The 24780-nt window shown below is 61.9% G+C and carries 22 protein-coding genes; 3 read left to right on the plus strand and 19 right to left on the minus strand.

The window, feature by feature from the left end; genetic code table 11:
• Positions 1–180: 180 nt before the first annotated feature.
• Positions 181–1599, minus strand: coding sequence for a PLP-dependent aminotransferase family protein (locus ACSJLU_RS14195; RefSeq protein ID WP_025303187.1), 1419 nt, complete (start codon positions 1597–1599; stop codon positions 181–183).
• A 144-nt stretch (positions 1600–1743) separates the two neighbouring features.
• On the opposite strand from ACSJLU_RS14195, the gene ACSJLU_RS14200 reads away from it, so the two are divergent.
• Genes ACSJLU_RS14200 through ACSJLU_RS14210 form a run of 3 tightly spaced genes read left to right on the plus strand, consistent with a single transcriptional unit; the run spans position 1744 to position 4321 of the window.
• Positions 1744–3144 carry a cytochrome ubiquinol oxidase subunit I gene (locus ACSJLU_RS14200; protein ID WP_016927376.1) on the plus strand — a complete coding sequence of 467 codons (1401 nt, stop codon included), beginning with the start codon at positions 1744–1746 and terminating at the stop codon, positions 3142–3144.
• A gap of 2 nt (positions 3145–3146) precedes the next feature.
• Positions 3147–4154 (plus strand): cytochrome d ubiquinol oxidase subunit II, encoded by a 1008-nt coding sequence (gene cydB, locus ACSJLU_RS14205; protein WP_025303188.1) that lies wholly within the window; start codon positions 3147–3149, stop codon positions 4152–4154.
• 14 nt (positions 4155–4168) lie between these two features.
• A complete protein-coding gene (locus ACSJLU_RS14210) occupies positions 4169–4321 on the plus strand; it encodes a DUF2474 domain-containing protein (protein WP_071605360.1) in 153 nt (50 codons plus the stop codon).
• A gap of 9 nt (positions 4322–4330) precedes the next feature.
• On the opposite strand, the gene ACSJLU_RS14215 is transcribed toward ACSJLU_RS14210, so the two are convergent.
• From ACSJLU_RS14215 to ACSJLU_RS14300, 18 genes are all read right to left on the minus strand, one after another.
• A complete protein-coding gene (locus tag ACSJLU_RS14215) occupies positions 4331–4597 on the minus strand; it encodes a hypothetical protein (protein WP_025303189.1) in 267 nt (88 codons plus the stop codon).
• A complete protein-coding gene (locus ACSJLU_RS14220) occupies positions 4594–4818 on the minus strand; it encodes a hypothetical protein (RefSeq protein ID WP_025303190.1) in 225 nt (74 codons plus the stop codon). Before ACSJLU_RS14220 ends, ACSJLU_RS14215 begins: the two co-directional genes overlap by 4 nt.
• A gap of 106 nt (positions 4819–4924) precedes the next feature.
• Positions 4925–6010, minus strand: coding sequence for an acyl-CoA desaturase (locus ACSJLU_RS14225; RefSeq protein ID WP_192973944.1), 1086 nt, complete (start codon positions 6008–6010; stop codon positions 4925–4927).
• Positions 6007–7089, minus strand: coding sequence for a fatty acid desaturase family protein (locus tag ACSJLU_RS14230; protein ID WP_192973945.1), 1083 nt, complete (start codon positions 7087–7089; stop codon positions 6007–6009). Before ACSJLU_RS14230 ends, ACSJLU_RS14225 begins: the two co-directional genes overlap by 4 nt.
• Positions 7082–8215, minus strand: a complete 1134-nt coding sequence (locus tag ACSJLU_RS14235; protein ID WP_192973946.1) for a sterol desaturase family protein — start codon at positions 8213–8215, stop codon at positions 7082–7084. The genes ACSJLU_RS14230 and ACSJLU_RS14235 overlap by 8 nt, the downstream gene beginning before the upstream one ends.
• Positions 8212–8829, minus strand: a complete 618-nt coding sequence (locus ACSJLU_RS14240) for a phosphatase PAP2 family protein (protein ID WP_025303194.1) — start codon at positions 8827–8829, stop codon at positions 8212–8214. Before ACSJLU_RS14240 ends, ACSJLU_RS14235 begins: the two co-directional genes overlap by 4 nt.
• Positions 8826–10112, minus strand: coding sequence for a F390 synthetase-related protein (locus ACSJLU_RS14245; RefSeq protein WP_380824983.1), 1287 nt, complete (start codon positions 10110–10112; stop codon positions 8826–8828). The genes ACSJLU_RS14240 and ACSJLU_RS14245 overlap by 4 nt, the downstream gene beginning before the upstream one ends.
• The gene (locus ACSJLU_RS14250) at positions 10109–10915 is read right to left on the minus strand and encodes an MBL fold metallo-hydrolase (RefSeq protein ID WP_043138513.1); all 807 of its coding nucleotides are present in this window, start codon (positions 10913–10915) and stop codon (positions 10109–10111) included. The genes ACSJLU_RS14245 and ACSJLU_RS14250 overlap by 4 nt, the downstream gene beginning before the upstream one ends.
• Positions 10908–11924, minus strand: a complete 1017-nt coding sequence (locus ACSJLU_RS14255; RefSeq protein ID WP_346419349.1) for an NAD-dependent epimerase/dehydratase family protein — start codon at positions 11922–11924, stop codon at positions 10908–10910. Before ACSJLU_RS14255 ends, ACSJLU_RS14250 begins: the two co-directional genes overlap by 8 nt.
• Positions 11921–12928 (minus strand): 3-oxoacyl-[acyl-carrier-protein] synthase III C-terminal domain-containing protein, encoded by a 1008-nt coding sequence (locus ACSJLU_RS14260; RefSeq protein ID WP_025303198.1) that lies wholly within the window; start codon positions 12926–12928, stop codon positions 11921–11923. Before ACSJLU_RS14260 ends, ACSJLU_RS14255 begins: the two co-directional genes overlap by 4 nt.
• Positions 12929–13201: 273 nt before the next feature.
• Positions 13202–13879 (minus strand): respiratory nitrate reductase subunit gamma, encoded by a 678-nt coding sequence (gene narI, locus ACSJLU_RS14265; protein WP_043138522.1) that lies wholly within the window; start codon positions 13877–13879, stop codon positions 13202–13204.
• 2 nt (positions 13880–13881) lie between these two features.
• Positions 13882–14604, minus strand: a complete 723-nt coding sequence (gene narJ / locus ACSJLU_RS14270; RefSeq protein WP_049202066.1) for a nitrate reductase molybdenum cofactor assembly chaperone — start codon at positions 14602–14604, stop codon at positions 13882–13884.
• The gene (narH, locus tag ACSJLU_RS14275) at positions 14601–16145 is read right to left on the minus strand and encodes a nitrate reductase subunit beta (RefSeq protein ID WP_025303201.1); all 1545 of its coding nucleotides are present in this window, start codon (positions 16143–16145) and stop codon (positions 14601–14603) included. The genes narJ and narH overlap by 4 nt, the downstream gene beginning before the upstream one ends.
• Positions 16142–19903, minus strand: coding sequence for a nitrate reductase subunit alpha (locus ACSJLU_RS14280; protein ID WP_350430036.1), 3762 nt, complete (start codon positions 19901–19903; stop codon positions 16142–16144). Before ACSJLU_RS14280 ends, narH begins: the two co-directional genes overlap by 4 nt.
• Positions 19904–20195: 292 nt before the next feature.
• Complete coding sequence (locus tag ACSJLU_RS14285; RefSeq protein WP_380825262.1) at positions 20196–22055, minus strand: carbohydrate-binding protein CenC; 1860 nt, start codon at positions 22053–22055, stop codon at positions 20196–20198.
• Between the two features lie 11 nt (positions 22056–22066).
• A complete protein-coding gene (locus tag ACSJLU_RS14290; RefSeq protein WP_038876984.1) occupies positions 22067–22810 on the minus strand; it encodes a glycosyltransferase family 2 protein in 744 nt (247 codons plus the stop codon).
• Between the two features lie 7 nt (positions 22811–22817).
• Complete coding sequence (locus tag ACSJLU_RS14295) at positions 22818–23873, minus strand: glycosyltransferase family 4 protein (RefSeq protein ID WP_342096346.1); 1056 nt, start codon at positions 23871–23873, stop codon at positions 22818–22820.
• A gap of 1 nt (position 23874) precedes the next feature.
• Positions 23875–24780 (minus strand): glycosyltransferase family 2 protein, encoded by a 906-nt coding sequence (locus tag ACSJLU_RS14300; RefSeq protein ID WP_025303206.1) that lies wholly within the window; start codon positions 24778–24780, stop codon positions 23875–23877.

The following is a 24780-nucleotide window of genomic DNA, read 5'->3' on the forward strand; positions in this document are numbered from 1 at the left end:
TTTAGCTTATTTTTTATTCTTCTCACCCACAGCCCCTCGTCTTCCCGTTGATAAAAATGTGACAAAATTTATCGCAGAGTAATGGGCGGCTGGAGGGCTGTCTAACAACGAAACCGGCATTCCATTGCCGAAAAAAGCATTATGAATTTTTCTGGGGCAAAGCCCGCTGCAAATCGCGGTTCAACCGGTCGCAGCCAGCCCCCGGATAAGTTTGGCTAAGGTTTTGATCGCCTCTTCAAAGCGGTCATTCCATTCAAAAGAGGCGTTGAGGCGGAAGCAGTGGTTGAAATGGTCGCCGGTGGTGAACATGCGCCCCGGCGCGATGCTGATGCCCCGGGAAAGGGCCCGCCGGTACAGCTCCATCGACGACAGCGCCGGATCGAGCTCCAGCCACAGGAAGTAACCGCCGTCGGGCTGGCTGACCTTCACCGTCGGCGGGAAATGGTGGGCGATCGCCTGACGCATCGCGCTTTGGCGTTGAGCCAGCAGGCGCCGCAGCCGCCGCAGATGGGTATCGTAGCCGCCGTGCAGCAGATAATCCGCCAGCGCCATCTGGGTCGGCACGCTGGTGGAAACGGTGCTCATCAGCTGCAAACGCTGGATCTGCTGCGCATAACGCCCCGCCGCCACCCAGCCGACGCGAAAGCCCGGCGCCAGGCATTTGGAAAACGACGAGCAGTGCAAGATCTGGCCGCCGCTGTCGAGCGCCTTGGCTGGCAGCGGCCGTTCGGCGCTGAAGTACAGCTCACCGTAGACATCGTCTTCGATCAGCGAAATCTGCCGTTCGCGCAGCAGCTCCACCAGGCGCTGCTTGTTGGCCTCCGGCAGGGTGGCGCCCTGCGGATTTTGGAAGTGGGTCATTAGCCAGCAGGCCTTGATCGGATACTGTTCCACCGCCTGCTGCAACGCGTCCAGATCGATACCGTCCTGCGGATGCGTGGCGATCGCCACCGCCTTTAACCGCAGCCGTTCCAGCGCCTGCAGCGCGCCGTAAAACGCCGGCGATTCGATCGCCACATAGTCGCCCGGCTGGGTCACCGCCTGCAGGCTGAGGCTGAGCGACTCCATCGCCCCGGCGGTGATGACGATTTCGTCCGGGGCAACCTGCATGCCGCTCAGCGCATAGCGTTGGGCAATGTGCCGCCGCAGCGCGTCGTTGCCCGGCGGCAGGTTGGCCAGCGAACTGTGCGGCGTGAACTTGCGCGCTACGCTGCTCAGCGCCCGCGCCAGCTTCGGCTGGGCGAACAGCGTGGCGTCGGGAAAGGCCGAACCGAAAGGCACGATGTCCGGATCCTTGCAGGCCTGCAGCACGTCAAAAATAAAGGCGTTGATGTCCACCTGCTCGCTCAGCAACAGTTTCTCGCCGCGCGAAGGCTGAGGCAGCGGCTGCGGACGCGCCGCCACATAGTAGCCCGACTGCGGGCGGGCGACGATCCACCCCTGGCTCTCCAGCAGTTGGTAAGACTGCACCACCGTCATCAGGCTTAATCCGGCGCGTTTGCCGCTCTCGCGCAGCGAAGGCAGCTTGTCGCCCGCCCGCCACACCCGGTTCTGGATCTGTTCTCTAATCTGCTGCGCAAGCTGCTCGTATCGGGTCATAACCATTAACTGTTATATGAAAAAGTAAAATAACTGTCACTATTATAGTCACTGTACTTCGTGATTAACTTAACGCCAAGCTTTTCACATAAAAATGACAGCTATACTCAAGAGGTTAATTTATGTTCAACCCTAGGAGGCGCCATGCTGGGTCTTGATGCACTGGAACTCGCCAGAATACAGTTCGCCTTCACCGTGTCTTTCCATATCATCTTCCCCGCCATCACCATCGGTTTAGCCAGTTATCTGGCGGTGCTGGAAGGGTTATGGTTGAAAACGCACAATGAAGCCTACCGTGAGCTTTACCATTTCTGGTCAAAGATTTTCGCCGTTAACTTCGGCATGGGCGTGGTGTCCGGGCTGGTGATGGCCTATCAGTTCGGCACCAACTGGAGCTTCTTCTCCGAGTTCGCCGGCAGCATTACCGGGCCGCTGCTGACTTATGAAGTGCTGACCGCCTTCTTCCTCGAAGCCGGTTTCCTCGGCGTGATGCTGTTCGGCTGGAACCGCGTCGGCCCAGGGCTGCACTTCTTCGCCACCTGCATGGTCGCGCTCGGCACACTGATCTCCACCTTCTGGATCCTGGCCTCCAACAGCTGGATGCAGACCCCGCAGGGGCATGAAATCATCAACGGCCAGGTGGTCCCGGTCGACTGGCTGAAGGTGATCTTCAACCCGTCCTTCCCGTACCGCCTGCTGCACATGTCCACCGCCGCCTTCCTCTCCTCGGCGTTCTTCGTCGGCGCCTCCGCCGCCTGGCATCTGCTGCGCGGCCGTGATACCCCGGCGATGCGCAAAATGCTGTCGATGGCGATGTGGATGGCACTGATCGTCGCGCCGGTGCAGGCGATGATCGGCGATGCGCACGGTCTGAATACGCTGAAACACCAACCGGCGAAGATCGCCGCCATCGAAGGCCACTGGGAGAACCCGCCGGGCGAAGCCACGCCGCTGATCCTGGTCGGTTGGCCGGACATGCAGCGCGAAGAAACCCGCTTCAAGCTGGAGGTGCCGTACCTCGGCAGCCTGATCCTAACGCACAGCCTGACCGAACAGGTGCCGGCGCTCAAATCCTTCCCGCCGGAAGATCGCCCCAACTCCACCGTGGTGTTCTGGTCGTTCCGCATCATGGTCGGGCTGGGCATGCTGATGATTCTAGCCGGGGTGTGGAGCCTGTGGCTGCGCTGGCGCGGCGGGCTGTATCAGTCGCGTCCGTTCCTGTACTTCATTCTGTGGATGGGCCCTTCCGGGCTGCTGGCGCTGCTGGCGGGCTGGTTCACCACCGAGATCGGCCGCCAACCGTGGGTGGTGTACGGCCTGCTGCGCACCAAGGATGCGGTCTCCGCGCACGGCGACCTGCACATGAGCATCAGCCTGCTGGCGTTTATCATCGTCTATTGCTCGGTATTCGGCGTGGGCTACTCCTACATGATGCGCCTGATCCGCAAAGGGCCGCAGCCGCATGAACACCAAGAAGACAATACCGAGGGCCGGCCGGCGCGTCCGCTGTCCGCGGTCAACGACACTCTGGACGACAGGAGCTGAACATGGGTATCGATCTTCCGCTGATTTGGTTTGTCATCATCGTGTTCAGCACCATGATGTACGTGGTGATGGACGGTTTCGACCTGGGCATCGGCATCCTGTTTCCGTGGGTGAAAGAGAGCGGCGACCGCGATCTGATGATGAACACCGTCGCCCCGGTGTGGGACGGCAATGAGACCTGGCTGGTGCTGGGCGGCGCCGCACTGTTCGGCGCCTTCCCGCTGGCCTATTCGGTCATCCTCGACGCGCTGGCGATCCCGCTGACGCTGATGCTGATCGGGCTGATTTTCCGCGGCGTGGCCTTCGAGTTTCGCTTCAAGGCGACGCCGGAGAAGCGCCATATCTGGGACAAGGCGTTTATTTGGGGCTCACTGTTCGCCACCTTCAGCCAGGGTGTGGTGGTGGGCGCCGTGATCAACGGCTTCCCGGTAGAAGGCCGCACCTACGCCGGCGGCGCGCTGGACTGGCTAACGCCGTTCGCGCTGTTCTGCGGGCTGGGGCTGGTGGTGACCTATGCCCTGCTCGGCTGTACCTGGCTGGTGATGAAAACCGCCGGTGAACTGCAGGCACGCATGTATCACCTGGCGACGCCGCTGCTGGCCATCCTGTTGCTGGTGCTGGCTGCGGTCAGTGTCTGGACGCCGATCGCCCATCCGGAAATCGCCGCCCGCTGGTTTACGCTGCCTAACCTGTTCTGGCTGCTGCCGGTACCGCTGCTGGTGCTGCTCAGCGCCTGGGGAATTCAACGCGGAGTGAAACGCGGCGCGCACTACTCGCCGTTTATGCTGACGCTGCTGCTGGTGTTCCTCGGCCTGAGCGGACTTGGCATCAGCATCTGGCCGCACCTGATCCCGCCGGCCATCAGCCTGTGGGACGCCGCAGCACCACCGCAGAGCCTCGGCTTTATGCTGGTGGGCGCGCTGTTCATCATCCCAATCATTCTGGTCTACACCTTCTGGAGCTACTACGTGTTCCGCGGCAAGATCAGCCATGAACACGGCTATCATTGAGAAGGGAGGACGCTATGCAAGATAAAACGGCAACCGCCGCTCCGGCGCCCTGGTGGAAACGCATCGGTTGGCTGGTGATCATCTGGAGCGCCAGCGTGCTGGGGTTATTCGTGGTTGCCTCACTGTTCCGCCTGCTGATGACCGCGGCGGGCATGAAGTCGCATTGACGCGGCGCCTTATCTGGACGCGCTGTTGGGAAAGTAAAAAGAGACCACCAGCGTGACCAGCGGCAAGGCGCCGATCTTCACCAGCTCAAACACCTGATTCAGCGCTTCGTTTTTCTCCCAATACGCGTGGGCGGCGAATACGCCCACGCTGACCGCGAATATCCCGCACAGCACCTGGCGTGCCAGGCGCAGCCGCTCCATTCCGTCGAAGACCAAGACCTGCTCCAGATAAACCTGGCTGGCCTCATCGCGCAGATTACGGCTTTCGATGCTCATGGGAAGATCTCCACGACCCGCCCCACCGCTTCAAGCTGTTCACCCTTCTCCCGTACAATGCCAAGAGAAGTACCATCCTGTTTCATCCAGTACTTATCGGCAAGGGTAATCAGTGCAAACGCCATTTTGATTACCTCGGTTTTTTCCATCCCGTGACGCCGGGCGATATCGTTCAGATCATCATCAATTTTGTTCGATAACCGAATCGGCAAGCTGCGCATAGTCCACCTCCTGTGGCCGTTGATTCACAGAGGGAAAGTCTACTGGAAGGGCAAATATCGTTCAATTAGTGAACTACGTAACGCCTCGCACAATCCGCATGCAACGCTAGTACGGCTTGCGGCCCATCGCGCTGAGGAAGCGTTGCTGCAGACGCAACAGCTCCTCCAGTTCCAGCAGGCGGTAGTCGATGCCGAAACGCGGCGCCACCTCGCCGATGATGCGGCTCAGCGCCGGGTAATGGCGGTGGCTCCAGTGCGGGAACAGATGATGCGTCAAATGCAGGTTCGCCCCGCCGAGCCAGTACCCCAGCCAACGCGGCCGGGTCAGCCAGTCGAAGGTGGTGGCGAACACGTGGTGATACCAGCCGTGCGGCATCGTGCCCTGCGCCGGCGCCTGATAAAAGTTGGCCTTGGCCCAGTGGGTGCCGATGATCAACATCACGAACAGCAAGGAAGAAAGCATCTGGCTCAGCAAATAGACCAGCAGAATTTGCCCGATGCCGATAGCCGGCGGCAGCAACCAGCATGGGATCGCCAGCGCCAGCAGCAGGTGTGCCGCCTTACCCGCCAGAAACCCGCACCAGCCACGCACGCCCTGCTGCGCCATGCGCGCCGCCACGCGGGTGCGGCCCGCCCTGTCCAGCCAATCGAACAGCCAGATGTAGTACGGGAACGTCAGCGCCGCCACCAGCGGCCAATAGTAACGCTGCGCGCGCATAAAGGGGCGCCAGCGCTGGAACGGCGTTTGCCGCAGCACGCCGTTGGCGTCGATGTCGGGATCGTAATGTTCGATATTGTTATGGGCATGGTGGAACAGCACGTGCCGCACGCGCCAACAGTCGGGATCCAGCCCCAGCGGCACGCTCACCAGTGCGTTCAACCAGCGGTTGGCCCAAGGGCGGCGGAAAAACGCGTTGTGCGAGGCGTCGTGCACCACGTTCACCGTCAGGAACATGCCGATAAAGATAAAGCCGAAATAGCAGGCGAAAAACGCCCAGCCGTTTTGCTGCTGCAGGCTCAACCCGTAACACAGGCCGCACAGCGCCAGCAGCAGCGTCACCTTCGCCAGCATGCCGCCGTCGGCGAAACGGTGATCGCCGTTGGCCGCCAGATAATGCTGGGCGGCCTGCATCAGCGCGCGGTGCAACCCGTTGTCGTCGCGCCGATAGGCTAACGGACGCAGCGGTTTCATGGCTGCCCCATCCGCCGCAAGAAGCGCTGTTGCTGCGCCAGCAGTTCGCGATAGCCGATGCAGCGGTACGCCATGCCGTGCCGCTGTGCCACTTCCGCCACCGCGGCGGCCAGCGCCGGATAGTGGCGGTGATTCCAACCGGGAAACAGGTGATGGGTCAGGTGATAGTTCAGCCCGCCGGTCAGATGCTCCAGCCAGCGCGGTTCGGGCTGCCAGTCGCAGGCGGTGGCGAAATTGTGCCGATACCAGCCTTGCGGCATGCTGTCGCCCGTCGGCGCCGGGTAAAACTCGGCCTGCGCCCAATGGGTGCCCAGCAGCAAGAACACCACCAGCAGCGAGGCGCACATCTGGCTGAGCGCGTAAGCCAACAGCACCCAGCCCCAGCCGATGCCGTGCAGGTGGCCCACGATCAGCGGCACCACCAGCACCAGCGCCAGATGCGCGAGCTTGCACAGCACGAACAGCGTCCAACCGCCGCGCCCCGCCAGCACGCGTTTTTCCCGCAGCGGCGTTTTATCGAGCCGATCGGACCAATCGAAAATCCAGGCGATATAGGGCAAGGAGAGCGCGGCGATCAGCGGCCAGTACAGATGCTGATAGCGCATATGGGGCCGCCAGCGCTGGAACGGCGTCTGGCGGAAAAAGCCGTTCTCTTCGGTGTCCAGATCGTAATGCTCCACGTTGGCGTAAACGTGGTGGTAATCCACGTGCCGCGTACGCCAATAGTCCGGATCGACGCCCAGCGGCAGCGTCACCACCCGCCCCACCAGGCGATTGGCCCAGGGCGCACGCAGGAAGGCGTTATGCGAAGCATCGTGGTTGACGTTGACGTTGAGCAGCATACCCATGGTCACGAACAGGAAATAGCAGAGGAAAAACGCCCATGGCTGATGCTGCATCAGGCTGAGCGCGTAAAACCCGGCGCACAACACCAACAACAGCACGGCCTTGACCAGCCGCGCGGCATCGGCATAGCGATGATCGCCCGCCAGGCAGGCGTGCGCCGCGCGCTTAAGATCGCGATGAAACGCCTGCTCGCCATCGGCGGGAAAACGCAGCGGCGGCAATGACTCAGCCATGCGGTTCCTCCACGGCGGCCGATGCGGCCACTCGCCCCCAGCCCAGCGCGATGCACAGGGCATGCAGCGCCACGGCGGCCATGGCGATATGCCAATAGCGCTGTGGCCAGCCAAGATAGCCGATAAACAGCAGCGGCATGCCCAGCGCGATCAGCAGCCAGACGGCGCTCGCCCACGGTCGCCCTTCCGTCATGCCGCCCAGCGCTACCGATCCCAACGCCAGCAGCACCAGCAGCGCCATTTGCGGCCAGCTGATGTCGCCGTAACCATAGCCGTATTGGTAGACGTAGCCGACCACCAGCGTGAACAACAGCATGGCGCCGCTGAATACGCTGAGTGCCGAACGGCGGTCGCGTGGTCGGCCCGGCGCCGGGCGCCATGTCAGACGCAAATAGCGCAGGAACGGCAGATTACTCGCCCAGAACGGGTTGGCAGACGGCCTGTCACCGCTGACGCCATAGCTGAACGGCGTGGTCGGCAACGCCGGGCAGAAGGTGCCGAACAGCTTGTCCCAAAAGATAAAGCTGCCGCCGAAGTTCTTATTGGAATACGCCATGTCCTTGACGTGGTGCACCCGGTGATGCGCCGGCGTGACCAGAATTTTTTCCAGCAGGCCGAGTTTCGGCGTCAGCGCATTGTGGTTAAACAGCTGAATGCTGTAGTGAAAAATCGACACCGTGACAAACACCGACAGCGGCACGCCCGCCAGCGCCAACAGCAAAAAGAACGGAATCGACGTCAGCGACGAATACCAGGAGTTGCGCACCCCCAGCGACAGGTTGAAGTGCTCCCCCTGGTGGTGCACCACGTGTACCGCCCACAGCACGCGGAAGCGGTGGTGCAGGCGATGCAGCCAGTAGAAACCGAAGTCCCACGCCAGCAGGGCGAACAGCCACATCAGCAGCGGCGGCCAGGCGTCCAGCAGCCCCAGGCTGAAATGCGCGGCCACGTAGCCGTAGCAGGTGATCTCCAGCCCGCGGAACAGCCACAGCATGATATGGCCGGAGTTCAGGTTGAACACCAGATCGTGCCAGTTGACCGGCTCACGGCGCCCCCACTGCAGCGCCACCGCCTCGGCCACCACGATGAACAGCATGAACACTATCGGCAACGCCAGATCGCTCATCCCATTTCTCCTTTAACCACGCGCCTGCGCAGGGCCTTTATACGCAGCGCCAGCCCACCGGCGCATAGCGCCAGCAAGGCGCCACCTGCCAAATCGACAAACAAGTGACGGCGCAGCTGCAGAATGGAGAACGCGATCGCCACGCCCCACAGCATCCACAGCGCCGTCCGCATTTTGCGCTCGCCGTCGCTCAGCGCCCACACCGCCAGCACCGTCAGCGCCATGTGCAACGAAGGCAGGCAGTTCTGCGCCGAATCCACCTGCGTTAACGCCGCCAGCAGCTGCGCGCTGATCCCAACGCCATCGTTCTGCGGATAGGCCATGGTGGTCGGCCACAGCAGGTAAACCGCTCCGGCGCCCAGCGCCGTCAGCTGCATCGCCAGCGTCAGCCATTTGATTCGCCGCAGCGGCGCCAGCAAATAGCCAGCCGGGACGATGAGGAAGAACGACAGATAGAGCCAAATGGCCGCCGGGTTGAACGGGATCGCCCGATCAAGCGCCGACGGCGGCAACAGGGTTCCCGCCCCCTGCAGGCGATCGGTCAGGCTATACACGACCCCGACCGTCCCCCAGCCGAGCAACATGTGCCCTAGCCTGAACAGCGTATTTTTCATGCTTCCTCCGCCTGGCGCACGATGCGCCGCCGCTTGCGATCGAACTGCGGCAGCACCGCCTGCGTCGTCAGCCGCCATTCGAGCCGCTCGGTGGCGATGCCCTGACGGGCGAACAGTGCGATCAGCTGCGCCTGGCAGTGCGCCAATTCCGCTTGGCTGCAATCGGCAATCAGCTCCAGCCGCTGCTCGCCGCGCTGGATCAGGCGGTAATCGCTGGTCAGCGGCAACGCATTGGCGATCGTCCGGCTGCAGGCATCGGCGAACACCGCCTGCGGTTGCCGCTGCGCATCGGGTAACATCAGCTGATCGTCGCGCCGCCCTTCGATACGCGCAATCGACCGCGTCGGTTGCCCGCATGGGCAGGGTTCCTGGCGCAGCACCAATACATCATCCAGCCGATAGCGCACGATCGGCTGCGTACTGCGGGTAAAGTCGGTGATCAGCGGCGTGAAGCGCAGTTCGTCGATCCACTGCGGTTCGATATGCAAAAACTCTTCGTTCAGATGTAGCGTGCCGTGCGCGCAGGTGGCGGCCAGGAACCCCTCGGTGGCCTGATACACTTCGCCAACCGCCGGAAACACCTGCAGCAGCAGGTGGCGATCCTGCTCTTCCAACACCTCGGCGACCGAGATCGCTTTTTTGACCGGCAGCGTCACCTGCCCGGCCAGCACCGCCAGCGCCAGGGCGCGCAGCACCTGTGCCGGCGCCACGATGATGCTGGGCGCCTGCCGTTCCAAGGCGGGCAGATGCGCATTGAACGGCGCGAGCAGATCGTAAAACGCCAGGCTCAGCCAACGGTTGTTCACGCTGTGATAGAGGTTATTGTCCGCCCGCAGAAACAGCGCAACGCGCTCGCCGGCCAACAGCCCGTCCGGCAGCATCTTCGCCAGCATGCCGCCGGCCCACACCTGCTGTTCGCGCGGGCTGACGACAAACACGCCGCGCTGCCCGGAGGTGCCGGACGACAATCCGACGCTGTAGCGCCCGATCTTCGGCGTGAAATCGCGATCCGCCTCGCTGCGCTGCGCGCAGGCCAGCACCGCATCGCGCTGCAGCCCGGCGGTATTCATCCGGTCGAACTGCGCCATCATCAGCGCCTTGTCCATCTGCGGCCATTCGGCGAACGGCCGGCGGCTGAACCGCTGAAAATAGGGGCTCTTGCTCAGCACCCGGCGGGCAAAGCCCGTGAGCTGCCGGGCCTGATACGCCTCCAGCGCCGCACGATCGCCAAAGCGCAGGCGTCGGGCGCGAAAATAGTGCCAAAGGGTCATGAAGGGGATCACAGGTCCCCCTCATGACACAGCAAAATGTTGACCTGGCCGCCCGCCCACAGCTGGTTGAGCCGCTCCAGCGTGCGGGTGTACGCCGCCGCGTCGTCCATCACCAGATTGGCCAGGCGCGAAGGCCCGCGCAGCGTCTGGTAGCTCTGCGGCGACCAGGCGGCGTCGCTGGCCAGCAGTGTCCAACCGGCATCGGTGAGGATAAAGGCGCCGATATGGCCGGCCGCATGCCCCGGCAGCGGCACCAGCACGATCTGCCCTTCGCTGCCCGGCAGCACGTAACCGCGATCGAACGGCGCCAGCAGCGCGGGCAACGCCACCGAGGGAAAAGCCTCCATAAACTGCAGGCGGCTCTCGAAGTCCGCCGGGATCAGGCCGGGAATAAAGGCGCGCTTCAGCGCCGCAAAACCGCGCAGCCCACGGGTTTGCTGCCAGCCTTCGCCAGAGCAAATAAAGTCGAGTTGGCTGAAATCCTGCAGCCCGGCGATGTGATCCGCGTGAAAATGCGAGACGATCAGCGCCTGGATGTCACCTTCGGTGTAACCGGCTTCGCGCAGCTGGTGCGCCAACGACTCGGCGGGATCGAAATAGACCGGCGTCATGCGGCGGTAAAGGCTGAACAGCCCCGACTGCGTGTGCTGCTGAAAATAATGCGCGTAGCCGGTATCCCACAGCCAGCGGCGCTCCCCTACCTCCAGCAGATAGGCGCGCGCCGGGAATTTGCACACCCGGAACCCGGCACCGCGCAGCGCCATGCAGCCGATATGCGTGCAATAGCCCACTTCAAAAACGGTGACTTTAGCCATGTTGTCCGCCTCCTTGCTGCCGCAGCCACTCGCCGGTCAGGCGGATCCCCTCTTCCATCGAGTAACGCGGCCGATAGCCCAGTTCTTCGATCGCGCGGGTCTGGCTCAGGGTCATGTCGAAGTGCACCGCCGCCACGCTGTAGCGCGTCAGCATCGGTTCCTTGCCGCTCAGGCTTGCCCACAGCTCCATGCCGCCGGCCAGCGAATGCAGCAGCGGATAGGGCACGGCCTGCAGCCGGTAACTCAGCCCCAGCGCCTGACGCAGCAGCGCATCCAGCATGTCCGCCAGCCGCTGCGGTTGGTGATTGGTGATGTTGTACACGGCGCCGGACGGCAATCCGCGCTGCCGGCTGGCCAGCTCCATGGCGTGCACCACATTGGGGGCAAAGGTCAGATCCAGCAATGCCTGTCCGCCGCCGGGCAATCGCAATACGCCGCGATCGCGTTCGAGCTGCTGCAACAGCCGCGGCACGATCACCCGATCGTGCGGGCCAAACAGGCCGCGCGGCCGCAGCATAATGTAGGTGGTTTGCGGATAGATCTTCGCCTGCGCCAACAGGCGCTGTTCGGCCGCATACTTGCTGGCGGCATAGTGATTGGCGAAGCGCCGGGCGCGGTAACCCTCGTCAAGATCGTAATGCGGCTGAAAATCGAAGTAGATTGCCGGCGTGGAGATATGCACGAAGCGCCGCACGCCACAGCGCCCCGCCGCCTCCGCCAGCTTCTCCGTCGCCGCGGCGTTGATGAGGTGAAATTCCGCCTTGCTGCCCCAGGGCGAAGACTTGGCCGCACAGTGCCACACCCACTCGCAGTCGGTCACCAGCTCCCGACATTGCTGCGGCGTGGCCTGCGCCAGATCGAGCGCACAAAACTCGGCGCCCAGCTGACGCAGCGTTGCGCCGGCCCGTTCATCGCGGCCGGTGGCGCGCACCTGATGTCCGGCCTCCAGCAACCACTGCGCCGCGTTGCGTCCCAGCCCGCTGGTCGCCCCGGTGACCAGCACCCTCATGGCAGCAACACCATGCCGGCCAGCGCCAGCCCGGCGGCGGTGCCGATCAGCATCACCGGCTGACCGGGATTGAAGCGCCCGGTGGTCGCAGCGGCATGCAGCGCCGTCGGGATGGACGCCGCCACCTGATTGCCATGATGGCGGTAGATGTCGACCAGCGCCTCGCTGGAGACGTGCAGCCGCTTGCGCATATGTTCGAGCGACAGATGGCTGGCCTGATGCGGCACCACGGTGGCGATCTGGGCCAGGGTCAGGCCGCTGGCGTTCAGCAGCCGGTCGAGGTAGCCCTCAATCAGCGCCGACGCCTGACGGAACAGCGGCTTGCCCTGCATATGAAACAGGAAGTCTTGCTCACACATGCCGGCGCGCGGGTTACGACGCGTACCGCCGGCGCGGATCTCGCACAGTTCGCTCCCGGCGGGATAGGTTTCCACCAGGCTGGCGAGGATACCGCTGGCGCCGTCGCCGCGCTCCACAATGGCACAGGCGGCACCATCGCCGAAAATCAGCGACGATTCTTCGTGCTGCCAGTCGATGCCGCGTGAAGCGAGATCCGCCGAAACGATGGCGATACGCCGATACGTCCCGGCGTTCAACAGCCCCGCCGCCACCTGTAGCGCAGAGATAAAGCTGACGCAGCTGCTGTTGATGTCGAAGCCCGGCGTGCCCGCCGCCAGCCCCGCCACCTTGAGAATATGCGCGGCGGTGCATGGCAGCGCCTGCACCGATATCGCCGAGGCGGAGATCAGCAGGTCAATGGAAGCTGCCGGGATGGCGTGGCGAGCCAGCGCATCTTGCAGCGCAGCGGCAGCGAGTTCGGCCTGGCTGGCATCGTCGGCGGCGTGATAGCGGCAAACGATACCCGAGCGTTTTTCAACGTAGCCGGCCGGTTTCCCCAGGCGAGCGTCGAGCGTAGAAGACGCCACGCGGTTGGGCGGCAACGCGGCCCCGGTGGCAATGATTTTCAGAGGCAACAGCTCGGGTGAGCGACATTGTGTGGTCATTATTGTTATTGATTAACCTGACTATCCATAAAGCGATTCTCCCGCACGGCACGAAGGCCACGCGGATCATCCCCGGTTTTTATGTCCCAAAATGCCTTTCATCAAGGCGGTATCTCTTGTTATCGGCTACCACGGGCCGACGTCCGTCGGCGGAAGCATAAGCGTAACATGACTGAGATAATTAGTTTACGACAAGGCGGCGAGAATGGGCAGACGGCGGGGGAATTATCGGAATAGCGCCGCCGCTGGCGATCGGCGGCGGCGGGGTCAGGCTCAGCGGCGGTTGCGCACCAGCTGATAATGGCGGGTCAGGTACTCTACCGGCGCACTCCAGATATGCACCAGGCGGCAGAACGGGAACAGCACGAACAGCGTCATGCCCAGCACCATGTGCAGTTTGAAGATAATCGCCACCCCTTCCAGGTGCGCAGAGGCGCCGGCGTGGAAGGTCACTACCGCCTGCGCCCAGGCCACCAGCTTCATCATTTCGCTGCCGTCCATATGCTGGGCGGAGAACGGAATGGTCAGCAGCCCCAGACACACCTGCACCACCAGCAACGTCAGGATCATGATGTCGGCGAAGCTGCTGGTGGCGCGCACCCGTGGGTTGGTCAACCGGCGCTTCAGCAACAGCGCGCCGCCGATCAGCGTCATCAGGCCGCAGGCGCCGCCGGCGATCATCGCCAGCTTCTGCTTCACGTCGATCGGCAGGAAGGCCTCATACATCCAGTGCGGCGTCAGCATGCCGAGGAAGTGGCCCGCGAAGATGCCGATAATCCCGATGTGGAACAGGTTGGACGCCAGCCGCATGCCCTTTTTATCCAGCATCTGGCTGGAGCCGGCGCGCCAGCTGTACTGCCCGTAGTCGTAACGCAACCAGCTGCCGATCAGGAATACCGCGCCGGCCAGATAAGGGTAGATATCGAAGAAGAACTGATTCAAAAATTGCATGATTAGCGTCCTTTGGTTCCGGTTAACGCATCCGTCAGATCCAGATACTGTGGCGCCACCGCGCCGGCGAAGCGCCGCTGGTGCGCCGTCTGCTGGGCGGAGGCGCAGCCCTGTTCGCCGAGAAACTTGACCTGCTCCTCTTCCCACACCGCATCCAGCGCCTGCGGCGTATCGTCGCGCGCCTCTTGCGCCACCTGGGTCTCCAGCGCCTGGGCCTGCACCTCGCTGCCGGACAGCGCCAGCAGCAGATCGAACAGCACCGCGTAGGGGCTTTCGCGTTGTTGCAGGCGCGCGCCCAGCAGCGCCAGGATCGGCGCGATGTCCTGCAGCCCTTCCCGCGCCTGCGCCGCGCTGCGGCTGGCCAAATACTCCAGGTACAGCGGCAGGAAGTCCGGCAGCTCGCGGCTGTCGATCTCCAGCCCGGCGGCGCGGTACTGCGCCATCAGGTCAACCATCGCCTGGCCGCGATCGCGCGACTCACCGTGCACGTGCTCAAACAGCAACAGCGAAGTGGCGCGGCCGCGATCGAACAGCTCGCAATAGTCAGCCTGAGCATCCAGCAACGGGCGCGCGCACAGGCGGCGGATAAACAGAATCAGCTGCGCGCTGTGGTGCAGATCCAGCTCGCTGGCCGGCTCCAGCGCTTCGATCAGCGCCTGCTGATGGTCAAACAGCACCTGCTCCGGATAATCCAGCAGGCGGGCGATCACTTTCAGGCTGATCATGAGGCATCCTCCGGCCGCGCGGTTTTCGCGGTCACGTCGATGGCGTCGATACGGCGGCTGTTGAACAGATTGAACTTGCCATCGCTGCCGTGGCAGCCGTCGCCGAAGCTGAAGCCGCACCCCTTGCTTTCCGGGAAGGCTTCGCGCGCCAGTTCGCGGTGGCTCGACGGCACCACAAAGCGATCTTCATAGTTGGCGATCGCCAGGTAGCGATACATCTCCTGCGCCTGCGCTTCGCTCAGGCCAACCTGCTCCAGCGCGCTGGTGTCCACCACGCCGTCGACGGTTTCCGCCCGTTTGTAGTGGCGCATCGCCAGCATGCGCTTCAGCGCCAGCAGTACCGGTTCGGTATCGCCGGCGGTCAGCAGATTCGCCAGATACTGCACCGGAATGCGCAGGCTCTCGACGTCCGGTAATACGCCGTTGTGCGCCAGCTCGCCGGCGTCGGCGGCGGACTGAATCGGCGACAACGGCGGCACGTACCACACCATCGGCAGCGTGCGGTATTCCGGGTGCAGCGGCAGCGCCAGCTTCCAGTCCATCGCCATTTTATACACCGGCGACTGCTGGGCGGCTTCAATGACGCCCTGCGGCACGCCGTCCGCCAGCGCCTGAGCAATCACCTTAGGATCATGCGGATCGAGGAAGATATCGAGCTGGCTCTGATACAGATCTTTGTCGTTCTCCACCGCCGCCGCCTGCTCGATGCGATCGGCGTCGTACAGCAGCACGCCGAGATAGCGGATGCGGCCCACGCAGGTCTCCGAACAGACCGTCGGCTGCCCGGCTTCGATACGCGGGTAACAGAAGATGCACTTCTCGGACTTGCCGCTTTTCCAGTTGAAATAGATTTTCTTGTACGGGCAGCCGGTCAGGCACATGCGCCAGCCGCGGCACTTGTCCTGGTCGATCAGCACGATGCCATCTTCGCCGCGTTTGTAGATCGCCCCGCTCGGGCAGGTGGCGACGCAGGCCGGGTTGAGGCAGTGCTCGCACAGGCGCGGCAGGTACATCATGAAGGTGTTTTCGAACTGGCCGTACATCGCCTTCTGCAGGTTATCGAAGTTCTTGTCCTGCGAGCGTTTTTCGAATTCCCCGCCGAGGATCTCCTCCCAGTTCGGGCCGCTTTCGATCTTGTTCATGCGCTGGCCGGTAATCAGCGAGCGCGGGCGGGCCACCGGCTGGTGCTTGCCCTGTTTGGCGGTGTGCAGATGCTGGTAGTCGTAATCGAACGGCTCGTAGTAGTCGTCCAGCGCCGGCACGTCCGGGTTGGCGAAGATTTTCGCCAACACGCCGACGCGGCTGCCCATGCGCGGCTCCAGCTTGCCGTTGATTTTGCGGATCCAGCCGCCCTTCCATTTTTCCTGATCTTCCCAGGCGTGCGGATACCCGACGCCAGGCTTGCTTTCCACGTTGTTGAACCAGGCGTATTCCATACCTTCACGGCTGGTCCAGACGTTTTTGCAGGTGACCGAACAGGTGTGGCAACCGATGCACTTGTCCAGATTCAGCACCATGCCGACTTGCGAACGAATTTTCATTTGCTGTTCTCCTGCTGACTGCCCTGCGCGTAGTCGTTGCCTTCGTCGTCCAACCAATCAATGCGGTTCATCTTGCGCACCACCACGAACTCGTCGCGGTTGGAGCCGACGGTGCCGTAGTAGTTGAAGCCGTAGGCCAACTGCGCATAGCCGCCGATCATGTGGGTCGGCTTCGGACAGGCGCGGGTCACCGAGTTGTGGATGCCGCCGCGTTGGCTGGTGATCTCCGAGCCCGGCAGGTTCACGATGCGCTCCTGCGCGTGGTACATCATGGTCATGCCGGCCGGGATACGCTGGCTGACCACCGCGCGCGCCGTCAGCGCGCCGTTGGCGTTGAAGGCCTCGATCCAGTCGTTGTCCGCGATGCCCAGATCTTTGGCGTCGTCTTCGCTCAGCCAGACGATCGGGCCGCCGCGCGACAGCGTCAGCATCAACAGGTTGTCGCTGTAGGTGGAGTGAATGCCCCACTTCTGGTGCGGCGTCAGGAAGTTCAGCGCCTTCTCCTTGTTGCCGTTCGGCTTGCTGTTCAGCAGCGGCTGCGCGGCACGGGTGTCGATCGGCGGCCGGTATACCAGCAGGCTTTCACCGAAGGCGCGCATCCACTCATGGTCCTGATACAGCTGTTGACGGCCGCTGAGGGTGCGCCACGGGATCAACTCGTGCACGTTGGTGTAGCAGGCGTTATAGGAAACATGTTCATCCTCCAGACCGGACCAGGTCGGGCTGGAGATAATTTTGCGCGGCTGCGCCTGAATGTCGCGGAAGCGAATTTTCTCGTCTTCCTTGTTCAGCGCCAGATGCCGGTGATCGCGGCCGGTGACGTTGCTCAGGGCCTCCCAGGCTTTTACCGCCACCTGGCCGTTGGTTTCCGGCGCCAGCGACAGGATCACTTCCGCCGCGTCAATCGCGCTCTCGATCTTCGGCCGCCCTACCGCCGGGCCGTCGGCCTTGACGTAGTTAAGCTGCTTGAGGAAGTCGACCTCGGTTTGGGTGTTCCAGCTGATGCCCTTGCCGCCGTTGCCCAGTTTGTCCAGCAGCGGCCCCAGCGAGGTGAAGCGCTCGTAGGTGGCCGGGTAATCGCGTTCCACCGCGATGATGTGCGGCGCGGTTTTGCCGGGGATCAGATCGCATTCGCCTTTCTTCCAGTCCTGCACGCCGTAAGGCTGTGCCAGTTCGGCGGCGGAGTCGTGCTGGATAGGCAAGGTCACCACGTCGGTTTCCTGGCCCAGATGGCCGACGCACACTTCGGAGAAGGCCTTGGCGATGCCCTTGTAAATCTCCCAGTCGCTCTTCGAATCCCAGGCCGGATCGACCGCCGCCGACAGCGGATGGATGAACGGGTGCATGTCGGAGGTGTTCATATCGTCTTTTTCGTACCAGGTGGCGGTCGGCAGCACCACGTCGGAGTACAGGCAGGTGCTCGACATGCGGAAATCGAGCGTCACCACCAGATCCAGCTTGCCTTCGCCGCCCTGCTCGCGCCATTCCACTTCCTGTGGCTTCACGCCGCCCTGCTGGCCGAGATCTTTCCCCTGGATGCCGTTTTCGGTGCCCAACAGGTATTTGAGCATGTACTCATGGCCCTTGCCGGAAGACCCCAGCAGGTTGGAGCGCCAGACGAACAGGTTGCGCGGGAAGTTCTGCGGATTGTCCGGCTGCTCGGCGGCGAAGCCCAGCGTGCCGTTTTTCAGGCCGTCGACGGTGAACTCGACCGGTGACTGGCCGGCGGCGCGGGCCTGCTCCGCCAGGCGCAGCGGGTTGGTGCCCAACTGCGGCGCCGACGGCAGCCAGCCCATGCGCTCGGCGCGCACGTTGAAGTCGATCAGGCTGCCGCCGAAGCGCGTCTTGTCCGCCAGCGGCGACAGCAACTCGTCGGTGCCGACAGTTTCATAGCGCCATTGGCTGGAATGGTTGTAGAAGAACGAGGTGCTGTTCATGTGGCGCGGCGGGCGCTGCCAGTCGAGGCCAAACGCCAGCGGCAGCCAGCCGGTTTGCGGCCGCAGTTTTTCCTGGCCGACGTAGTGCGCCCAGCCGCCGCCGCTCTGGCCGACGCAACCGCAGAAGATCAGCATGTTGATCAGGCCGCGGTAGGTCATGTCCATGTGATACCAGTGGTTGACGCCGGCACCGACGATGATCATCGAACGGCCGTGGGTCTTCTCGGCGTTTTCCGCGAACTCGCGGGCAATGCGGATGATGTTGTGGCGCGACACGCCGGTGATCTGTTCGGCCCAGGCCGGGCTGTAGGCCTTGACCTCGTCATAGTCGGCGGCGCAGTTGGCGTCGTCCAGCCCGCGTTCCAGGCCGTAATTGGCCAGCGTCAGGTCATACACGCTGGTCACCAGCGCTTCGCTGCCGTCCGCCAGCCGCAGGCGTTTCACCGGCAGCTTGTGCAGCAGGATCTCGTCCAGTGCCACGCTGTTGAAATGCTCGCTGTCGGCTCCGCCGAAGTACGGGAAGCCCACCTCGGCGACGTCGTCATGCATGCCCAACAGGCTGAGCTGCAGCTCGACTTCCTGTTGCGATTTGCCCTCGCGCTGTTCCAGGTTCCACTTGCCCTTCTCGCCCCAGCGGAAACCGATGGAACCCTGCGGCGCCACCAGATCGCCGCTGTGGCTGTCGATGGCGACGGTTTTCCACTCGGGGTTGTTTTCCTGGCCCAATCCGTCCACCAGATCGGCGGCGCGCAGCAGGCGGCCGGCGGCGTAGTGGCCGCCTTCACGCGGCTCCAGCAGCACCAGCATCGGCATGTCGGTATAGCGGCGTACATAGTCGCGGAAGTAGCCAACTTCGCGGTCGAGATGGAACTCTTTCAGCATTACGTGGCCCATCGCCAGCGCCATCGCGCTGTCGGTGCCCTGCTTCGGATTCAGCCAGTGGTCGCACAGCTTGGCGACTTCGGCATAGTCCGGCGTCACCGCCACGGTTTTGGTGCCCTTGTAACGCACTTCGGTAAAGAAGTGGGCGTCCGGGGTACGCGTCTGCGGCACGTTGGAGCCCCAGGCGATAATGTAGGAGGAGTTGTACCAGTCGGCGGATTCCGGCACGTCGGTCTGCTCGCCCCAGGTCATCGGCGAGGCCGGCGGCAGATCGCAGTACCAATCGTAGAAGCTCAGGCAGGCGCCGCCGATCAGCGACAGGTAGCGGGCGCCGGCGGCGTAGGACACCATCGACATCGCCGGGATCGGCGAGAAGCCGATAATGCGGTCCGGGCCGAAGGTTTTGGCGGTATAGACGTTGGCGGCGGCGATCAGTTCATTGACCTCTTGCCAGCTGGAGCGGACGAAACCGCCGCGGCCGCGCGCCACCTTGTAGCTTTTGGCTTTTTCCGCATCGCCGACGATAGAGCCCCAGGCCGCGACCGGATCGCTGTGCTGCGCTTTCGCTTCGCGCCACAGTTTGAGCAGACGCTTGCGCATCAGCGGGTATTTCAGCCGGTTGGCGCTGTACAGGTACCAGGAGTAGCTGGCGCCGCGCGGGCAGCCGCGCGGTTCATGGTTAGGCAGATCGGGACGGGTGCGCGGATAATCGGTTTGCTGGGTTTCCCAGGTCACCAGACCATTCTTCACATAGATCTTCCAACTGCAGGAACCGGTGCAGTTCACGCCGTGGGTGGAACGCACCACTTTGTCGTGTTGCCAACGGCTGCGGTAGCCGTCTTCCCAGTCGCGGTTGGTGTTCAAGGTCTGGCCGTGATCGCCAGAAAAAGGCTCCGCCAACTGCTTGAAATAGCGGAAACGGTCTAAAAATTTGCTCATCCGGAATGCTCCTGAAGGCTCTTGTCGTTATAAGAAGACATGCTCAATCTGCCGCCAGCCTACTGACGGCCAACCGGCGGCAAATTGATTGCGATCAAGAGAAAGCGGGAGGCGACGCGCGCGTCGGGGATGAAATACCACCAAAGTATAGGTGCGAGACTTAACTTTAATTAATTGAATTTGAATGAATAAATCAGGAATTCATGACAGAGACTGACGGGCGGGGGGCAAGGTGGGGTATTTGGGGGTAGGACGCGGGAGAAACCTCCCGCGTGATGCTAACTCGTCGCTTTCAGCGTTGAAGCCACAGCGTCGCGGTGCCCACTGCGGGCAACGCCAGCTTGACCTCCGTGCCCTCTCCCTGCTGCCGCCAGCCCGCCGGAAGGCGCAAGCGGGTGCTTCCCTCTCGATAGTAGGGGTTGGCTACCAGCAGCAAGGCGCGATCGCCCAGAATAAACATCCGCGCCGGCATTTGCGGGTCGCTTCCCGCCAGCGGCGTCGATTTTCCCGTCAGCAGATAAGGGGTGAAAGCGGCAATTTGCTGCGACACGGCAGCCACGCCACGCCAGGTGGCGTCAAACTCCCGTTGGTCGAAGCGGCCGGTTTTACGCTTGTAAAACAGATCGGTATAAGAATAAAACAACAGCCCCTTAGCGCCGCCGATCAGCGCCTGCCAGGCCTGGTTGCGGATTTCCGCCTCTGACGGCGGATGTGGCTTGCGGCGGGCGTCATAAGCGGCGTGATCCATGATTTGCATCACCACCCAGGCCCCGCGTGCCTGGCGGGCGGCCTGCACCGTCAGTTCGGTATAACGCGTAGTGCGCGTCAGATCGCGATCGTTCCCCACCGGGTAAGGGTCGGTCGCCAAAATGTCGCTGCTGTTAAAGTAGGCGTCCAACTCCCCGGTTTTGTTCAACACCTGGAAGGTGGGGTGATCGCCGTCAAGCCGCTTTATTTGCAGGTTTTTTTCCTCGATCTTATCGAGATATTCCGGCCCCAGTTCATCGTTGATGTACCAGGCGAGCAGGTTGGGCTGAGAGCGCAAGCGCTGCACGTACCAGGCCGTCATCGCCGCGTAGTCGCCACCGCGCACGGCCGGCGCGAAACGGCTGCCGCGGTACTGATCTTTGACGGAGTAAATGACCAGCAGCCCGCGCTTGCGTGCGTTGCGGAAAAAGTCGTAAGGATCTTTCTTTTCCCCATAATCATAGTTCAGCACCGTGTTGAATCCCGCCGAGGCGATGCGCGCCAAATGTTCATCGGTAGCCACGTTGGCGTAAATGCCCAACGGGAAAAGCCGTTGACCATCGCGCAGGGTAAAGCCTTTGCTGTCGATCGCCACTTTGGCCTCAGGCTGGCCAACGCGAAAAGACAGCTCGCTGCCCTGTGCCGGCTGGGATTGCTGACCGGTGACCTGCTGACGCAGGCGGTACTCTCCCTGGGCCAGGCCGGTCGGCAGTGGGTATTCGATACGGCGCTGCCCTTCAACTTGATAACGGTCGCGGCTACGGTGAACAACCTGCCCCTCGGCATTAAGCAATTCGCTATCGACCTGCAAATGCTGCGGCTGCGCAGTGACTATCAGCGTGTCGACCTTTCCCTGCGCCGACGCGCCGAGCTGATACAATGCCGGCTTAGGCGCTCGAGTACACGCATAGGCGTCGTCAAACCAGACGGTACCGGTGCTCCCCTTACGCAGGTAAACGCCAAAAGTGATTCGCGCCGCCTGCGGCGGCACGGTATAGCTGGCGTTCACCTGCCGCCAACCGCTGTCGCCGGTCACGCCAGCCGGATAGCTGCCTTCCAGAAAGCGCCCCTGCGCATCAAAGCTTTGCAGATAAACCCCGGCGCCGCCGTCGCGGCTTTGCCCGCGTACGCCGCGGGTCTTGAGCCAGACGCCGAAATCGATCGTCTGCCCGGGTACAACCTGCAGCGCCTGGTTGAAGGTACGGTACTGCGCTGCATCTGCATTGTCATAACGCAAACTGCCACGGCCGCTGTGCGTATCGCCGTCGCCCTGTGCGCCCTGCGCGCGCCAGCCGCTGAGCCCCTGCTCAAAGCCGGGATTGGCCAACAGATTGGGTTGGCAGCTCTGCGCCAGAGCCGAAGCGCTCCACAAGGCGCAACAGCCCAGAGCCACCCTCTGATACATTCCCCTCATGGTCACTTCCTTTTCACCACGGCATTGAACAGATAGGTGGCGAACAGATAGCAGGATTTCTGGTAAGACAGCCCCAAATGCTGACGGTAAATCCGCCATTGCCAGTCCGCGGCGCGGATTTTGTTGCCCGACAGCGAATGGGTAGACAATCGGTAACAGGCCAGCGGTTCGGGAATGCAGTAGGCCAGGCCGTTACGCGCCTTCTGCAGCACCGCCAGCCACATCAAATAGTCCTCATGGCCCACTTTTTGCTGATACACCTTACCGATGCGCTTCTGGTTGTAGATGCCGGTGAGATTGCCAATCCAGTTGCTTTTCAACATATCCTGATAGCCAATAAGCTCATCCGCACCACGGGTGTTTTTGATCAATTTCAGGTCGTCTTCGAAGGTGTAATAATGGGAGCACACCACGTCGTAGCGGCGGGTTTGCAAAATGCTCGCCTGGCGCGACAGCTTGTTGGGCAGCCATACGTCATCACTGTCGCAGAAGGCGATATAGTCGCCTTTCGCCGCCTCAATGCCGATGTTGCGCGTTTCCGCCACGCCCTGGTTATGCTCATTACGGATATAGGTGAGGCGATCGTGGATGAACGGCCGTACCACCTCGGCAGTATCGTCGGTAGACGCATCATCGATCACATACAGGTGATAATCGGTAAATCGCTGATTCAGCACGCCTAGAATCGACTCTTTAATAGAGTTCGCAGCATTGTAGGCCGGCATTATCACGGATATCTTTTCCATTCTGTCCTCACTCGGTGAGCTGTTGCCACTGGGGATAAATACGTTCGGGAGAAAAACGACGAGACTTCTCTAACGCGGCGATAGAGAAGTGCTCGCGCAAACCCGGATCGAGCATCAGTTTGATCACCCCTTCGCTGAAGGCGGCGGCGTCGTCATCGGGCACCAGATAGCCGTTGACGCCATCGTCTATCAACTCGGCCGGGCCGGTCTTGCAGTCGTAGGCCACCAGCGGCAGACCGAAACTCATGGCTTCGATCAGCACCATCGGCAATCCCTCATAGCGAGAGGTCATCAAATACAGGCTGGCCTGGCGATAATAGTCCGCCACGTTAGCGGTGGCCGGCAGCAGACTCACCTGCCGCTCCAGCCCGGCGTCTTCAATCTGTCGCCGCAATGCGTCGCGCTCCGGACCGTCGCCAATAATCAGCAGACGCCAATCCGGCGCCTGCGCCACCACCCCTCGCCACAGTGCGATCAGTCGATCGAAGCCTTTCTGATTGCTCAATCGCCCCACCGCCAGCGCCACCTTTTTTTGCAGCGCCGGCGTCGGCGCCTGTGCGCCGAATGGCGAAACGTTCTCGATCACCCGACATTTTCCGGCCCCCACCCAGCGAGCGATGGCGTCGCTATCTTGCCGCGTCAGGAAAATCACGCGATCGCTCAGCCGGTAAACCAGCAACTTCAGCCACTTAAATACGCGCGGATACTGGTGAAAGCTGACGTGCTCACTTAATAGCAACCGGCTGCGGGCACAGAACAAACGCAGAAAAGGCGTCATCACCACCGACAGTTTTCCCATAGAAACGGTAATGATCACGTCCGCGCGTTCACGCCGCAGCGCCAATGCCAGCCGCCATGGCCAGAACAGCGAATCGCCACCGCCGCAGCGCAACCGGACGTCACTCGCCAGCGGAAAGAAGCTCCACTCGCCAAACAGCGAAAACACCGCCACCTCATAACCCGGCAGACGCGCCAGCGCGTTGGCCAAACCGCTGGCGACCCGTTCAGTACCGCCCTTGCCCGCGATATTTTCGATAACGATGATTACCTTGCGTGCTTGCATATCATCTCCTGAATCCCTGGCGCACATTGCGCAGCAGCCGGCCGCCAACCGAGAACAACCCCAACCGCGCCAGACAATCGCCATACCATTTGATCACCTTGAACTTGCCGCTCAGGCTGTGCCGCACGATGCGCGACGAGTAATAATTGAACGCCTGGGCGTTTTCCGAATACAGCGAGGCCAGCAGATGCTTGCAGGCGAATCCGCTGATATGGCGATCGCTGGGGCTGAGGAAGGTATTGATAAACCGGTCGCTGGCCTCCAGATTGAGCTTCGCCGTCATGCGCCCATAGCGCCCTACGTCGAGAAACACCCCTCCGCCGGCGTCGTGCGCCACATGCGCGCCCAAATTGGTGGCATTGACCAAAAAACCCCAGTCCTGATGCTTATTGAGGAACTCGGGAAATAAAAAGCGGCGATCGCTTTTTTTACGGATGCTGATGGTGGATGAACGAATATCGCCCATTTCCAGAAAAAGAAAATCCTCGCCGGAGGAACCGGATTTATAATGGAAGTTGAAATCACGCACCGAATCGCCGCTCACCTCCGCATAGTTGCCGAAGATAATATCAATATGGCGATCCTCATGTTTATTCATGCGACGAATAATATAGTTGGTCGTGAAGTAATCATCAGAGTCGAGGAAAAACACGATCTCCGATTGCGCTAACTTGGTACCTAAGTTGCGCGACACCGCCGCATTGCTCTTCTGTTTTTTCTCATGCAGCATCACATTGCTATTCGTCGCCGCTATCTGACGAATATATTTGATATCATCCTCGTCAGAGCAATCATCAACCAAAATCACCTGATAGTCGAATCCTTGGCAAGCGTTGAAAATCCGCTTCAGCGTTTTCGGCAGGTAGCGTGCACTATTATAAATAGGGATAACGATCGAGAAATCCAT

The organism is Serratia bockelmannii (genome assembly GCF_051803255.1).
In the GTDB taxonomy this organism is placed as follows: Bacteria; Pseudomonadota; Gammaproteobacteria; order Enterobacterales; family Enterobacteriaceae; genus Serratia; species Serratia bockelmannii.